The organism is Kitasatospora aureofaciens (genome assembly GCF_001188955.3).
In the GTDB taxonomy this organism is placed as follows: Bacteria; Actinomycetota; Actinomycetes; order Streptomycetales; family Streptomycetaceae; genus Kitasatospora; species Kitasatospora aureofaciens.
Genome location: NZ_JPRF03000032.1, coordinates 334,057 through 347,210, shown reverse-complemented (window position 1 = coordinate 347,210; position 13,154 = coordinate 334,057). Strand labels below are relative to the sequence as shown.

Below are 13,154 nucleotides of genomic sequence, written 5' to 3'. Positions count from 1 at the left end.
CTCATTCTCCGGAACTTAGCATCGGCGCAACGTGTCGGCCCCGACGGCCGGTGGGCTGACCCGCCCGGCCGCCGGGGCGTCCCGGGGGGCGCCGTTACGGCAGGTTGCGGGCCATGACGATCCGCTGGACCTGGTTGGTGCCCTCGTAGATCTGGGTGATCTTCGCGTCCCGCATCATCCGCTCCACCGGGTAGTCCCGCGTGTAACCGTAACCACCCAGCAACTGCACCGCGTCCGTGGTCACCTCCATCGCCACGTCCGACGCGAAGCACTTCGCCGCCGCACCGAAGAACGTCAGATCCGCGTCCCCGCGCTGCGACTTCGCCGCCGCCACGTACGTCATCTGCCGCGCGGCCTCCAGCTTCATCGCCATGTCCGCCAGCATGAACTGGATCCCCTGGAACTCCGCGATCGCCTTCCCGAACTGCTTGCGCTCCCGCACGTAGCCCTTCGCGTAGTCCAGAGCACCCTGCGCGATCCCCACCGCCTGCGCCGCGATCGTCACCCGGGTGTGGTCCAACGTCCTCATCGCCGTCTGGAACCCGCTCCCCTCGGCACCGATCATCCGGTCCGCCGGAATCCGCACGTTGTCGAAGTACACCTCACGCGTCGGCGAACCCTTGATCCCCAGCTTCTTCTCCGGAGCACCGAACGACACACCCTCGTCGCCCTTCTCCACCACGAACGCCGAGATCCCCTTCGAACGCATCGAAGGATCCGTCACCGCCATCACCGTGTAGAACTCCGACACCCCCGCGTTGGTGATCCACCGCTTCACACCGTTCAGCACCCAGAAGTCACCGTCACGCACCGCCCGGGTCTTCATCCCCGCCGCGTCACTGCCCGCCTCCGGCTCCGACAGGCAGTACGAGAACATCCCCTCACCCCGCGCCAGCGCCCCCAGGTACTTCGCCTTCAACTCCTCCGAACCCGACAACTGCACCGGCAGCGACCCCAGCTTGTTCACCGCCGGAATCAACGACGACGAGCCGCACACCCGCGCGACCTCCTCGATCACGATCACCGTCGCCAGCGCGTCCGCCCCCGCACCGCCGTACACCTCCGGCACGTGCACCGCGTGCAGATCGTTGCCCCGCAGCGCGTCCAACGCCTCCTGCGGGAAACGCCCCTGCTCGTCCACCTCCGCCGCGAACGGAGCGATCTTCGCCTCGGCCAGCGAACGCACCGCCTCACGGAGCATCTCGTGCTCCTCGGAGATACGGAAGAGATCGAAGTCCTGGCTCATGATCGCCACTCCTGTTTCACGACGGTACTCAGTACCCTTCATTATGCACGGGCACGGCAAAAAGGGAACTCAGTGCCTTCACAGGGCGGCACTGAGTTCCCTATTCTTTTCCTGCCGCACTACAGCCGAACTACTGGCGTACTTCTGCCGACAGAGCCGGTCCGAGCGCAGGGAGATGACGACGTGGTCCACTCAGCCATCGATGCCGACACCCGGAGTACGACGCTGTACTTCCAGCGCTGTACCTGGTGCAACAACCCGACCTTCCAGCGGCTGCTCTGCCCCACCTGCGGCTCCACCGAGCTGCGGCTGGAGCCCAGCGAGGGCACCGGCGTCGTGCGGCGCTGCGCGGTCGAGCAGGCCCGTACGCCGCTGGTCCGCCAGAAGTCGCTGATCCGGATGGCCGAGGGGTTCGACGTCTGGTGCATCGTGGACGGCATGCGCAGCACCGTGCCGGTCGGCACCCGGGTGAGGCTGTACTCCTCCCCCGGCTCGGACCAGCCCGAGCTGCGGCTGCTGACGGTGGAGGAACCGCCGGTGGAGCAGGACCCGGAGCCGCGCCCGCTGCCGCCGGTCAAGGGCGGGTTCACCCAGCACCTGGCGGCCTTCGCCGAGTAGTCGGCGGGACGGCACGACGGAGGGCGTGGCACTCGGTACCGGGGGTACCGAGTGCCACGCCCTCCGTGCGGCTTCCGGGGGATCAGCCCTTGCGGGCCTTCACCTCGGCGGTGAGCTGCGGCAGGACCTCGAAGAGGTCGCCGACCACGCCGTAGTCGGCGAGCTCGAAGATCGGGGCCTCGGGGTCCTTGTTGACGGCCACGATGGTCTTCGAGGTCTGCATGCCGGCCCGGTGCTGGATCGCGCCCGAGATGCCGTTGGCCACGTACAGCTGCGGGGAGACCTGCTTGCCGGTCTGGCCGACCTGGGAGCTGTGCGGGTACCAGCCGGCGTCGACGGCGGCGCGCGAGGCGCCGACGGCCGCTTCGAGCGCGTCCGCGAGCTCCTCGACCACGCCGAAGCCCTCGGCGGCACCGACGCCGCGGCCGCCGGAGACCACGATGGCGGCCTCGGTCAGCTCGGGGCGGCCGGTCGAGACCCGCGGGGTGCGCGAGGTGACCCTGGCGGCGTTGCCGGTGAACTCCACCGACACGTTCTCGACGGCGCCGGCGGCCGGAGCGGCCTCCGGGGCGACGGCGTTCGGCTTGACGGTGATGACCGGCACGCCGTTGCTGACGCGGGATTCGACGGTGTACGAGGCGGCGAACACCGACTGGGTGGCGACCGGGCCCTGGTCGCCGGCGCGGACGTCCACCGCGTCGGTGATGATGCCGGAGCCGAGGCGCAGCGCCACGCGGGCGGCGACCTCCTTGCCCTCGCCGGAGGAGGTCACCAGCACGCCGGCCACGTCGTTGGCCTTGGCGATCTGGGTCAGGGCGTCCACCTTGGGGACGACCAGCTGGTCGGCGAACTCGGCGCCGTCCGCGACGTACACCTTGGCGGCGCCGAACTCGGCGGCCTTGGCGGCGATGTCGGCGGCCGCGGCACCGGCGCCCAGGACGACGGCGGACGGCTCGCCGATGCGGCGGGCCAGGGTCAGCAGCTCCAGGGCGGGCTTGCGGACCGCACCCTCGGCGTGGTCGACCAGGACGAGAATCTCAGCCATGGTTCGTTGCTCCTGATCGATCGTTGGATGCGCTGACGGGCGGGACTAGATGAACTTCTGGTCGGCGAGGAAGGCGGCGAGCTGCTTGCCGCCCTCGCCCTCGTCCTTGACGACCGTGCCCGCGGTGCGCGCCGGGCGCGCCGCCACCGAGTCGACCGCCGTCCACGAACCCGCCAGGCCGACCTCGTCGGCCTCGATGCCCAGGTCGTCCAGGTCCAGCGACTGCACCGGCTTCTTCTTCGCCGCCATGATCCCCTTGAAGGAGGGGTAGCGGGCCTCGCCCGACTGGTCCGTCACCGAGACCACGGCCGGCAGCGGGGCCTCCACCAGCTCGGTCGCCGCGTCACCGTCACGACGGCCCTTGACCACGCCGCCCTCGACCGACACCTCGGACAGCAGCGTCACCTGCGGCACACCCAGCCGCTCCGCCAGCAGCGCCGGCAGCACACCCATCGTGCCGTCCGTCGACGCCATGCCACCGATCACCAGGTCGAACCCGGTCTTCTCCAGCGCCTTCGCCAGGATCGCCGACGTCGCCAGCACGTCCGAACCGTGGATGTCGTCGTCGTTCACGTGGACGGCCTTGTCCGCGCCCATCGACAGCGCCTTGCGCAGCGCGTCCTTCGCGTCGTCCGGACCCACCGTCAGCACCGTCACCTCGGCACCGTCGTTCGCCTCGGCGATCCGCAGCGCCTGCTCGACGCCGTACTCGTCCAGCTCCGACAGGAGGCCGTCCACGCCCTCCCGGTCGGTGGTGTGGTCGTCCGCGAAACGACGGTCACCCGTCGCGTCCGGCACGTACTTCACACAGACGACGATCCTCAAGCTCATGAGCGGTTTCTCCTGTCACGGGTGCACGGATGCACTGGATCCATGGCCTCAGGTCAGGCCGAGGGTACTGAGTGCCAAGTCCGGCCCGGCCGCGGTCCGCGCGCCGTAAGCGCCACCTGGACCGGCATGCCGTGTCGGCTGTCTTCGACTGGCGTCAGAGGCTCCACCGAAAGAATACGGCACTCAGTACCCCTCGTAAAGGCACTCAGTACCCTACCCGGTGTCCGGCCGCCGGGAGCTGACACCAGGTTTCCACAAGCCCTGCGCCCCACCCGGGGACCGGTCACGACCCCACCATCCGGGACGTTCCCTGCTGGTGTCAGCCGTGCAGGGCTACGGCTGCCTCTCCCGTGTACACGCTGAACGTGAGCGACTCCTGAAGGTAGAGTTCCACCGAATCCGAGTCGTGGGAGAGGTAGCCCACCGAGACGTCCTGGCCCAGGCAGAGCTCGAAGTCCCCTCCTCGGGTGGACAGCAGGAACGCGCCCTCGATCGCGGGGGCCCAGATGATCTCTCCGTCGAGCAGCCGGGCCAGGTGGTTGTGGACGGGGTAGCCGTGGTCGCTGGTCTCGTTGACGGCGGTGAAGACCTCGGCGCCGAGCAGGAGTGAGTACGGTCCGCCGACGCCCGCGAGACGGAGGGCGGTGAGTCCGCGGCTCACGGCCTCCGGGTACTCCCGTACGTCGTCGGGGAGTTGGACCGGCGGGTTGCTGGAGCCCGCCCGGATGCCCTCGATCCCGGCGGCCCGGTAGCCCTCGAACACGGCGCGGTCCTCGGCGCGGGCGAGGGTGCGGGCGGCGTCCTTGACCGGTTGCCAGTCGGAGTCGCGGGAGCCGCGTTCGACGTCGTCGACGGCCTCCCGGCCGACGGTGAAGGGGACGCGCAGTTCGACCACCGGGCGGCTGGCACGGGCACGGGCCTGGACGCCGTGGAGGGGTGGTTCGACGCCGGTGAGGTGGCCGGTGCCGACGGCGGCGAGGGTGGTGCCCTCGGGACCGGCGAGGTCGACCACCCGGCGTCCGGCGATGTGGAGCTTGAAGGTCTGGCGGGCCTCCTCCTCGATCTCCTCCCAGGCGACGGCGGAGACCGGGGCGAGTTCGCGGTGCAGGTTGTTCATGGCGCAGGTCCTGTTCAGGGGGCGGCTTCGGACAGGCGGCTTCGGGCGGGCGGTTTCGGGCGGGCGGTTTCGGGCGGGCGGTTGTCAGGAGGGCGCCTTGAGGCTGCCGATGCCGAGCGAGCCGTCCGAGCGGTCCTCGGTGGCGGGAACGGCGGCAGCAACGTCAGCGGGGACGGCATCGGCGGCCCGGGAAGCCGGCGGCGGCGGGGAGTCGAGGAAGTCGGCCGTCGGAACGTAGAACAGCGAGCCGGTGACGGCGGTGGAGAAGTCGAGCAGCCGGTCGGTGGTGCCGGGCGGGTTGCCGAGGAACATGTTGCGCAGCATCTCCTCGGTCACCCCGGGGTCGCGCGCGTAGCCGATGAAGTAGGTGCCGAACTCGCCGCCGCCGTCGAAGGAGCCGAAGGCCATGTTGTAGCGGACGATCTTCTGCTCCACGCCGTCAGGGCCGGTGATCACCGTGAGTGCCACGTGCGAGTCGGCGGGTTTGGCCTCGTCGTCCAGTTCGATGTCGGTCAGTTTGGTGCGCCCGACCGCACCTTCCTGCTGCTCGACGCTCAGCGCGTTCCACTTGTCCAGGTCGTGCAGGTACTTCTGGACGATGACGTAGCTGCCGCCGGCGAAGTCCGCGTCCTCCGCCCCGACCAGGGTGGCCTCGGCGGCGGCCCGGCCCTCGGGGTTCTCGGTGCCGTCGACGAAGCCGAGCAGGTCCCGGTCGTCGAAGTAGCGGAAGCCGTGCACGGCGTCGGCCACGGTGGCCGCCCCGGCGAGGCGCGTGGTGAGCTGGCCGGCCAGTTCGAAGCAGAGGTCCATCCGCTCGGCCCGCAGGTGCAGCAGCAGGTCGCCGGGGGTGGCGGGGGCTCGGTGGCGAGGGCCGGCCAGTTCCTGGAAGGGGCGGAGGTCGGCGGGCCGGGGGCCGTCGAAGAGGCGGTCCCAGAGCTCGGAGCCGATGCCGGTGACGCAGGTGAGGCCGCCGTCGGGGGCGCGGAAGCCGACGGAGCGGCGCAGCCCGGCGAGGTCGGGCAGGAGGTCGCGGACGGCGTCCTCGCCGCCGGGTTCGACGGTGAGGACCAGGAAGATCGCCGCGCCGGTCAGCGGGGAGAGCACGGCTTGCGGTTCGGACTGCATGGCAACGATCACATCCCACAACGGACGCATCGGCATGGTCGACACGCAGCCCGAACGGCCCGCCGAGGGAGCCGACGGCACCGCCGGGGATCGCACCGCGGGGCCGTTCGGGTGACGGGGCCGTACTGCCCGAGCGCAGGCGGAAGGGGCGGGCGCGCTCCTTCGCGCACCCGCCCCCTCGACCGTCCGGCCTCAGACCCGCAGCGCTGCCAGCTGTTCGGCGAACGGGACCACCTGCTCGGGCACCGCCGCCTCCGCCACCGGGCCGTGCCCGGCCAGCAGGCCCGCCAGCTCACCCGCCGCGCGCTCGATCCGGCCCGGCAGGCCGTCGGTCAGCGCGTCCCCGGCCGTGCCCCAGTCGTCGGTGGCCGCGTACACGGCCGTCGGCAGCACCACCGCGCGCAGGTAGCTGAACAGCGGCCGTACGGCGTGCTCCAGGGCGAGCGAGTGCCGGGCCGTACCGCCGGTGGCGGCGATCAGCACCGGCTTGCCGGTGAGCGCGTCGTGGTCGATCACGTCGAAGAAGGACTTGAACAGGCCGCTGTAGGAGGCGGTGAAGATCGGCGTCACGGCGATCACCGCGTCCGCCTCCGTCACCGTGCCGATCGCCTCGCGCAGCGCTGCGGCCGGGAAGCCGGTGACGAAGTTGTTGGCGATGTCCACCGCGAGGTCGCGCAGTTCGATCACCGCGACCTCGGCCTCCCGCCCCTCCTCGCCGAGCCGGCGCACGGTCGCCTCGGCGAGCCGGTCGGCCAGCAGGCGCGTCGAGGACGGCTTGCTCAGTCCGGCGCTCACCGCCGCCAGCTTGAACGCGGTCACTTGGCGACCTCCTCCTTCTCGTTGGTGCCGGCGGCATCGCGGGCCGCGACCAGCGCGGCGTGGGTCGGCCCCTCCGGAACCCCGGCCGGGCGGCCCTTGGCGAACTCCTGGCGCAGCACCGGCACGACCTCCTCGCCGAGCAGGTCCAGCTGCTCCAGCACGGTCTTCAGCGGCAGGCCGGCGTGGTCCATCAGGAACAGCTGGCGCTGGTAGTCGCCGAAGGTCTCGCGGAAACCGAGCGTCTTCTCGATGACCTCCTGGGGGCTGCCCACGGTCAGCGGGGTCTGCTCGGTGAACTCCTCCAGCGAGGGCCCGTGTCCGTACACCGGAGCGTTGTCGAAGTACGGACGGAACTCGCGCACCGCGTCCTGGGAGTTCTTCCGCATGAACACCTGCCCGCCGAGGCCGACGATCGCCTGCTCAGGCGTGCCGTGGCCGTAGTGGGCGAAGCGCTCGCGATAGAGCCCGATCAGCTTCTGGAAGTGCTCCTTGGGCCAGAAGATGTTGTTCGCGAAGAAGCCGTCGCCGTAGTAGGCGGCCTGTTCGGCGATCTCGGGGCTGCGGATCGAGCCGTGCCAGACGAACGGCGGGACGTCGTCCAGCGGGCGCGGGGTGGAGGTGAAGGACTGCAGCGGGGTGCGGAAGCGGCCCTGCCAGTCCACGACCTCCTCGCGCCACAGCTGGTGCAGCAGCGCGTAGTTCTCGATCGCGAGCGGGATGCCCTGGCGGATGTCCTTGCCGAACCAGGGGTAGACCGGGCCGGTGTTGCCGCGGCCCATCATGAGGTCCACCCGGCCGTCGGCGAGGTGCTGGAGCATCGCGAAGTCCTCGGCGATCTTCACCGGGTCGTTGGTGGTGATCAGCGTGGTCGAGGTGGAGAGGATGAGGCGGTCGGTCTGCGCGGCTATGTAGCCGAGCATCGTCGTCGGCGAGGACGGGACGAACGGCGGGTTGTGGTGCTCGCCGGTCGCGAAGACGTCCAGGCCGACCTCCTCGGCCTTGCGGGCGATGGCCACCATCGCCTTGATCCGCTCGTGCTCGGTCGGGGTGCGGCCGGTGGTCGGGTCGGGGGTGACGTCGCCGACGCTGAAGATTCCGAACTGCATGCTGCTCACCACACTCCAGAGGGTCCCAGGTAGTCCAACTTTCAACCACCCTAGCAGTCGGCCGCGGATCGTTATTCCCCCGGCTCCCCCCGACAATGGAAGGCGGGCCCCCGACAGCGGCCCGGCCCTCCGGAAGGGCGGCGAACCGATGGCGCCGTACATCGCGGTGAGCGCACTGAGCCACGAGGGCCTGGTGCGGGAGCACAACGAGGACAGTCTCACGGTCGGCCCCTGGACGCTCTGCGCCACCGTGACCACCAACCCGCAGACCCTGCTCTTCCCGCTCGGCCCGCCCTGCGTGGTCGCGGTCGCCGACGGCCTCGGCGGCCACCCCGGCGGCGAGGTGGCCAGCGCCCTGGTCGCCCGCCGGCTCGCCGTCGGCGGAGGCGGACTGGACGGCGAGGAGGCCGTCCGGGACGAGCTGCAGGAGTGCAACCGGGCGGTCTACGCGGCCACCGCCGGGGACCCGGAGCTGGCCGCGATGGGCACCACCGTCGCGGGGCTGGTACTGCTCCCCGGGCAGGCGGTGGTCTTCAACGTCGGCGACAGCCGGGTCTACCGGATCACCGGGGACGGGCTGCAGCGGGTGAGCGTGGACGACAGCCCGCCGCTGCCGCCCGGCCGGCGCACCACCTCGGTGGTCACCCAGACGCTGGGCGGCTCGCTCGGGCTCACCTTCGTCGAACCGCACGTGCGGACTGCGCCACTGACCGTCGGCGACCGCTACCTGGTGTGCAGCGACGGCCTGACCGACCCGGTGACCGAGGAGGAACTGAGCGGAGTGCTCGCCCGGCCGTCCGACACCTCCGAGCGGGCCGACGGCAAGGCCGCCTTCGAGCTGTGGAAGGCGGCGATCGAGGCGGGCGGGCCGGACAACATCACCCTGGCGCTGGTGCGGATCGGCGAGTGACGCGATACGTTTCCGGTCCGCCACGTTTCCGGTCCGCCGCACGCGGGACGCACCGGAAACGCGCGGAGGCCGCGGCGGCGATCGGCCACCACGGCCTCCGAGACGGGGGGTCGAGCCCCTCGCCCCCGGTGTCGGGCTACTTGCGCAGCAGCAGGATGACCCCGGCCGTCGCCAGGCCGACCAGCACGGCGGCCACGCCGTACGCCAGGCGGTGCGCCTTCAGCACCGGCAGGAAGCGGTCCACCGCGTAGCGGCCCGGGCCGGTCAGCGCGAGGGCGGCGGCCCCCGCCGTCAGCAGCAGCTCGTACTCGTTGCCCTTGGGGGCGAAGAAGCCGCCGCCCCAGGTGACGGCGATCGCGTTGACCATCGTGCCGACGACCGCGGCACCCGCCAGCGGGGTCAGCAGGCCGACGGCGAGGCCGAGGCCGCCCAGAATCTCGGTGAGGCCGGCGACCACGGCCATGGTGTTGCCCGCGGGATAGCCGCTCATGGTGAAGAACTGACCGGTGCCGTCGATCCCGCCGCCCCCGAACCAGCCGAACAGCTTCTGGCTTCCGTGCGCGGCCATGGTCAGGCCGAGCACCAGGCGCAGGAGCAGGAGTCCGGCGTCATAGGCGTGCGGGGAGGTGGTCGCGGGCCCGGAGCCGTTCCGGTTCCGGGCCGGGCCGGCGGGGCTGGTGGCGGCGGTCGTGCTCGGGCTGCTGCTCGGCATGCGCGTCTCCATCGATCGGGATCGGTCGTAGGGGTGTGGCTGGTGGTGCGGCCGGGCGGGGTGTGGCCCCCGCGCCTGTTGTTCAAATTTGAACCGGCCGCTCCTCGACCGTACCGTGGAGTTCGAATTTGAACAACTGACGGTCCGTGAGCGACTCGCGTGCCCCGGCGGTACCGGGGCGGCCGCCGCCACGGCCGCCCGGCAGGCCTGGGAGGTGCCCGGCACCGCCGGGCTCACCGTCCACCTCTCCTTCGGCGACGTCTCCGGCCGGTACCACCTGGACCAGCTCACCACCGACCTGGTCGTCCACACCTGGGACCTCGCCCAGGGCATCGGGAAGGACACCCGGCTCCCGGGCGACCTGGTGGACTTCACGCCGGACCGGTTCGCGGGCTATGGCGACCTCTCCGGCAGCGGGCTGTTCGACCCGCCGCTGCCGGTGCCCGAGGACGCGAGCCCGCAGACCCGGCTGCCGGCCCTCACCGGGCGGCGGGGCGGCTGAGACGCGCGCCCGGCCGGCCCCGGCCCGGGCGGGTCGCGGGTTCCGTCCGGCGGCGCCGGATACTGGACAGTACGGGGGGCAGTCCCGATCCCGGAGGAGAGGCGGTCACGCCATGAGCCGCAGGCCGGACATCCTCGGCGAGTTCACCGCCGACCACAAGGCGGTCACCGAGCTGCTCGACCGGGCCGAGACGGCACCGGCCGGCTCCGCCGAGCGCGCCGAGCTGGTGGCCCGGCTGACCGATCTGCTGTTCACCCACTGCGCCGCAGAGGAGGAACACCTCTTCCCGGCCGTCCAGCACGACGTGCCCGAGGGCGGGGCAATGGTCTTCCGCAGCATCCACGACCACCTGGCGATCGGGCAGTACCTCTCCGACCTCCAGGGGCTCGACCCGGCCGACCCGGCCTTCGACACCCTGCTGCGCGGCCTCGCCGACACCCTCCGGCGGCACCTGACCGGTGAGGAGAAGCTGCTCTTCCCCGCCGCCCGCAAGGCCCTGCCCGCGGCGGCCCGCGCGGCGCTCGGCGAACGGCTGCGGAAGGAACGGGAGGAGCTCGGCGATCCGGAGTGATCCGGGAACGCTTCCGGCGGCCTCCGGTCAGCCCTTGGGGCTGATCACCGCGAACCGGGCGCCCTCGCGGTCCCGCAGCCGGGCCACCCGCCCGTACGGGGTGTCGAAGGCCGGGCCGATCACCGAACCGCCCAGCTCCAGAGCCCGGGCCAGCGCCCGGTCGGCGTCCTGGACGGCGAAGGAGATCTCCCAGTGCGGCGGCATGCCCGCCGGGCCGCCCGCCTGCTCCTTGGCCAGCGCCGCGACGCTGTGCCCCTCCGCCCGCAGCACCACCCGGTCGTGCTCCCAGCGAACCTCGAAGCGCTCCGGATCCCGGCCGTCCCAGCGGAACACCTCGCCGTAGAACAGCGCCGCCGCGAAGGGGTCCGGGGTGCGCAGCTCGATCCAGACCGGCGCGCCCGGCAGGTCCAGCCTCCGGGCCCGGCCCAGCGGGCCCTCCCAGATGCCGAACACCGCCCCGACCGGGTCCGCCGCGAAGGCCACCCGCCCGGCGTCGAAGGCCAGCGGGCCGACCGCCAGGGTCGCGCCGCGCTCGCGCACCGCGTCGGCGACGGCGTCGGCGTTCTCCGTGCCGAAGTAGCTGGTCCAGGCGAGCGGCACCGCCCCGGTTCCCGCGACCCCCAGCCCGGCCACCGCCTCCCCACCGGTCACCGCGTGCACGTACGGCCCGAAGCGCTCCGGCCCGGGCTCGAACTCCCAGCCGAGCAGCGGACCGTAGAAGTCCTTGGCGCCCTCCAGGTCCCGGGCCATCAGGCTCACCCAGCACGGAACGGCCGCCACGCAGCGCACCTTGGCGGTCGTCTCCTCGCTGTCCATAGCGAACCTCCTCGCCACCCGGCCGCCGGGCCCCTCCCGACTCCCGCGACCCACCGGCCGCCCGGGACGCCCAGCCTAGGCCGACGGGGCTACCCGCCCCGGGAAGACATGGCCGGGCTCAGCGCACCCAGTTCTTCAGCGGCTCGGTGTCCAGGGAGATGCCGACCGGCTCGGGCAGGCGGACCGTCTTTCCGAAGGGCAGGGTCTGGACGGTCTCGGAGCGGACACCGTCGGGCCGGCTGCGTACGAGGACCTCGGCGGAGTCCCGGTCGATCAGCAGGTGGACGGGGATGCCGGTCTCGGCGTAGGCCCGCGGCTTCTCGACGCGGTCGCGGCGGTCCGTGCCGGAATCGAACGAGGTGACCTCCGCGACCATGAGCACCCGGTCGGGAGCGGCCCAGTCACCGTGACCGACGAACGCGTCGGCGTCGGCCAAGGTGCCGTCCGGGCGGGCGAATCCTCCTCGACAGCCTTGCACCTTGAGGCCTTGGTCATGCAGGTAGAGTTCCGGCCGAGCCTGGATGCAGATGCGGAGCAGCCACTGGATGATGCGGCCGTGGTCGCCGTCCGGCACGGGTTTGACCCCCAGCTTCCCGTTGATGAACTCCGGCCGTACACCTTCGGCGGTCGTGGCCAGATGACGAGCGAACTGCTCGAACTCCTCGGGCAGCATCTGCGGGCGGTCGGAGATCGCAGTCACGGGCCTTGCTCCTTCGCCTAGGCACCCGCCGGGAGAACGAGCACATCGGCGAGCGGTTACGGAGCGTCTGGCTTCCGACGATACCGACCACGTCCGACGACCGCCCCGATGTGATGCGGGTCACATCACGGGCGGAAATTACGGGGACGGATTCCCCGTTTTCCAGTACGTTGGTAGAAGCGGGGACAACTTCCCCGGTATCCTGGAGGAGCAGTAGCCATGACCACCGTCGCCGCCGAGACGGCCCGTTGCCCGGGGAGCGTGCGCACGCCGAAGCTGCGTGCGGACGCCAGCCGGAACCGGGAGCGGATCGTGCTGGCAGCCCGGGACGCGTTCGTCGAGCACGGCGCGGACGTGCCGCTGGACGAGATCGCGAAGCGGGCGGGGGTCGGCAATGCCACGCTGTACCGGAACTTCCCGGACCGGGTGGCGTTGATCCGCGAGGTGGCACTGCTCGTCAAGAACCGCATCCTGGCGCTCGCCGAGACGGCGACTGCGGAGGCGGATGCGCCTGACGGCGGAGGCCCGTTCGACGCTCTGCAACGGTTCGTGCACGCGAACGTCGCGGAGAAGATCGGCGGCCTCTGCACCTTGTTCAGTAGCCACATCGACCCGCACGACCCAGACCTGACCGAGGTCCGGGAGCGCCTGCAGTCCGCCGTGGGCGGGCTGATGGAGCGCGCCCGGGCCGCGGGCGAGCTGCGGCCGGACGTCGACCACGGCGACCTGTTCATCGCGATGAGCCAGCTGACCCGACCGCTTCCGAACACCTCCTGCCGGCTGCTCGACGAGTTCGTCCACCGGCACCTGCAGATCTTCCTGGACGGTCTGCGCACGCCCGTCCGTTCGGTCCTGCCCGGCCGGGCCGCGACCTTCGAGGACTTCCAGACCAAGAACTGACCGACCACCAGCACCGACCCGACGCGCCGCTGGCCGGCGCCGCCTCCGACGCGTTCGCGCGCCCTCGCACCCGTACGGCAACCTGCCGGTGCCGTACGGCAGTTGACCGTTCTCGCACACCCACGCACCGTGAAAT

15 protein-coding genes are annotated in these 13,154 nt (G+C 71.6%); 5 read left to right on the top strand and 10 right to left on the bottom strand.

What is annotated here, in order from left to right:
- Nucleotides 1-94: 94 nt before the first annotated feature.
- Nucleotides 95-1,246 (bottom strand): acyl-CoA dehydrogenase family protein, encoded by a 1,152-nt coding sequence (locus tag HS99_RS22170; RefSeq protein ID WP_050367176.1) that lies wholly within the window; start codon nucleotides 1,244-1,246, stop codon nucleotides 95-97.
- A gap of 183 nt (nucleotides 1,247-1,429) precedes the next feature.
- On the opposite strand from HS99_RS22170, the gene HS99_RS22165 reads away from it, so the two are divergent.
- Entirely contained in the window at nucleotides 1,430-1,864 is a 435-nt protein-coding gene (locus HS99_RS22165; protein ID WP_050366877.1) for a PhlB family protein, read from the top strand.
- Between the two features lie 82 nt (nucleotides 1,865-1,946).
- Here HS99_RS22165 and HS99_RS22160 read toward each other — a convergent pair whose 3' ends face one another.
- From HS99_RS22160 to HS99_RS22135, 6 genes are all read right to left on the bottom strand, one after another.
- Nucleotides 1,947-2,909 (bottom strand): electron transfer flavoprotein subunit alpha/FixB family protein, encoded by a 963-nt coding sequence (locus HS99_RS22160; protein WP_063737905.1) that lies wholly within the window; start codon nucleotides 2,907-2,909, stop codon nucleotides 1,947-1,949.
- A gap of 45 nt (nucleotides 2,910-2,954) precedes the next feature.
- Nucleotides 2,955-3,740 carry an electron transfer flavoprotein subunit beta/FixA family protein gene (locus tag HS99_RS22155; RefSeq protein ID WP_050366876.1) on the bottom strand — a complete coding sequence of 262 codons (786 nt, stop codon included), beginning with the start codon at nucleotides 3,738-3,740 and terminating at the stop codon, nucleotides 2,955-2,957.
- 319 nt (nucleotides 3,741-4,059) lie between these two features.
- A complete protein-coding gene (locus HS99_RS22150; protein WP_030281363.1) occupies nucleotides 4,060-4,857 on the bottom strand; it encodes a family 1 encapsulin nanocompartment shell protein in 798 nt (265 codons plus the stop codon).
- Between the two features lie 84 nt (nucleotides 4,858-4,941).
- On the bottom strand, nucleotides 4,942-5,982 hold the full coding sequence (locus HS99_RS22145) for a Dyp-type peroxidase (protein WP_030550960.1): 1,041 nt from the start codon (nucleotides 5,980-5,982) through the stop codon (nucleotides 4,942-4,944).
- Nucleotides 5,983-6,174: 192 nt separating this feature from the next.
- Complete coding sequence (locus HS99_RS22140; protein ID WP_030281367.1) at nucleotides 6,175-6,801, bottom strand: FMN reductase; 627 nt, start codon at nucleotides 6,799-6,801, stop codon at nucleotides 6,175-6,177.
- Nucleotides 6,798-7,907 (bottom strand): LLM class flavin-dependent oxidoreductase, encoded by a 1,110-nt coding sequence (locus tag HS99_RS22135; protein ID WP_030281370.1) that lies wholly within the window; start codon nucleotides 7,905-7,907, stop codon nucleotides 6,798-6,800. Before HS99_RS22135 ends, HS99_RS22140 begins: the two co-directional genes overlap by 4 nt.
- A 148-nt stretch (nucleotides 7,908-8,055) precedes the next feature.
- Here HS99_RS22135 and HS99_RS22130 point away from each other — a divergent pair, with 148 nt between their 5' ends.
- Entirely contained in the window at nucleotides 8,056-8,817 is a 762-nt protein-coding gene (locus HS99_RS22130; protein WP_030550963.1) for a PP2C family protein-serine/threonine phosphatase, read from the top strand.
- Nucleotides 8,818-8,953: 136 nt separating this feature from the next.
- Here HS99_RS22130 and HS99_RS22125 read toward each other — a convergent pair whose 3' ends face one another.
- Entirely contained in the window at nucleotides 8,954-9,529 is a 576-nt protein-coding gene (locus tag HS99_RS22125; RefSeq protein WP_030281374.1) for a DoxX family protein, read from the bottom strand.
- A 115-nt stretch (nucleotides 9,530-9,644) separates the two neighbouring features.
- Here HS99_RS22125 and HS99_RS22120 point away from each other — a divergent pair, with 115 nt between their 5' ends.
- Nucleotides 9,645-10,031 (top strand): TIGR03086 family metal-binding protein, encoded by a 387-nt coding sequence (locus HS99_RS22120; RefSeq protein WP_157846638.1) that lies wholly within the window; start codon nucleotides 9,645-9,647, stop codon nucleotides 10,029-10,031.
- 112 nt (nucleotides 10,032-10,143) lie between these two features.
- The gene (locus HS99_RS22115; protein ID WP_050366874.1) at nucleotides 10,144-10,602 is read left to right on the top strand and encodes a hemerythrin domain-containing protein; all 459 of its coding nucleotides are present in this window, start codon (nucleotides 10,144-10,146) and stop codon (nucleotides 10,600-10,602) included.
- Between the two features lie 27 nt (nucleotides 10,603-10,629).
- Here the strand turns inward: HS99_RS22115 and HS99_RS22110 are convergent, their stop codons facing one another.
- Together HS99_RS22110 and HS99_RS22105 are read right to left on the bottom strand one after the other, a co-directional pair.
- Complete coding sequence (locus HS99_RS22110; protein ID WP_030281380.1) at nucleotides 10,630-11,418, bottom strand: VOC family protein; 789 nt, start codon at nucleotides 11,416-11,418, stop codon at nucleotides 10,630-10,632.
- 118 nt (nucleotides 11,419-11,536) lie between these two features.
- Nucleotides 11,537-12,118 carry a Uma2 family endonuclease gene (locus HS99_RS22105; RefSeq protein WP_030550967.1) on the bottom strand — a complete coding sequence of 194 codons (582 nt, stop codon included), beginning with the start codon at nucleotides 12,116-12,118 and terminating at the stop codon, nucleotides 11,537-11,539.
- A gap of 219 nt (nucleotides 12,119-12,337) precedes the next feature.
- On the opposite strand from HS99_RS22105, the gene HS99_RS22100 reads away from it, so the two are divergent.
- Nucleotides 12,338-13,018: a TetR/AcrR family transcriptional regulator gene (locus tag HS99_RS22100; protein ID WP_030281382.1), complete on the top strand. Its 681-nt coding sequence runs from the start codon at nucleotides 12,338-12,340 to the stop codon at nucleotides 13,016-13,018.
- Nucleotides 13,019-13,154: the final 136 nt, after the last annotated feature.

Excerpts from the sequence above, each read along its gene's own strand:
- HS99_RS22115 (WP_050366874.1), top strand. The coding sequence starts at position 10,144 with ATGAGCCGCAGGCCGGACATCCTCGGCGAGTTCACCGCCGACCACAAG.
- HS99_RS22135 (WP_030281370.1), bottom strand. The coding sequence starts at position 7,907 with ATGCAGTTCGGAATCTTCAGCGTCGGCGACGTCACCCCCGACCCGACC.
- HS99_RS22110 (WP_030281380.1), bottom strand. The coding sequence starts at position 11,418 with ATGGACAGCGAGGAGACGACCGCCAAGGTGCGCTGCGTGGCGGCCGTT.
- HS99_RS22125 (WP_030281374.1), bottom strand. The coding sequence starts at position 9,529 with ATGCCGAGCAGCAGCCCGAGCACGACCGCCGCCACCAGCCCCGCCGGC.
- HS99_RS22145 (WP_030550960.1), bottom strand. The coding sequence starts at position 5,982 with ATGCAGTCCGAACCGCAAGCCGTGCTCTCCCCGCTGACCGGCGCGGCG.
- HS99_RS22130 (WP_030550963.1), top strand. The coding sequence starts at position 8,056 with ATGGCGCCGTACATCGCGGTGAGCGCACTGAGCCACGAGGGCCTGGTG.
- HS99_RS22155 (WP_050366876.1), bottom strand. The coding sequence starts at position 3,740 with ATGAGCTTGAGGATCGTCGTCTGTGTGAAGTACGTGCCGGACGCGACG.
- HS99_RS22100 (WP_030281382.1), top strand. The coding sequence starts at position 12,338 with ATGACCACCGTCGCCGCCGAGACGGCCCGTTGCCCGGGGAGCGTGCGC.
- HS99_RS22160 (WP_063737905.1), bottom strand. The coding sequence starts at position 2,909 with ATGGCTGAGATTCTCGTCCTGGTCGACCACGCCGAGGGTGCGGTCCGC.
- HS99_RS22170 (WP_050367176.1), bottom strand. The coding sequence starts at position 1,246 with ATGAGCCAGGACTTCGATCTCTTCCGTATCTCCGAGGAGCACGAGATG.
- HS99_RS22150 (WP_030281363.1), bottom strand. The coding sequence starts at position 4,857 with ATGAACAACCTGCACCGCGAACTCGCCCCGGTCTCCGCCGTCGCCTGG.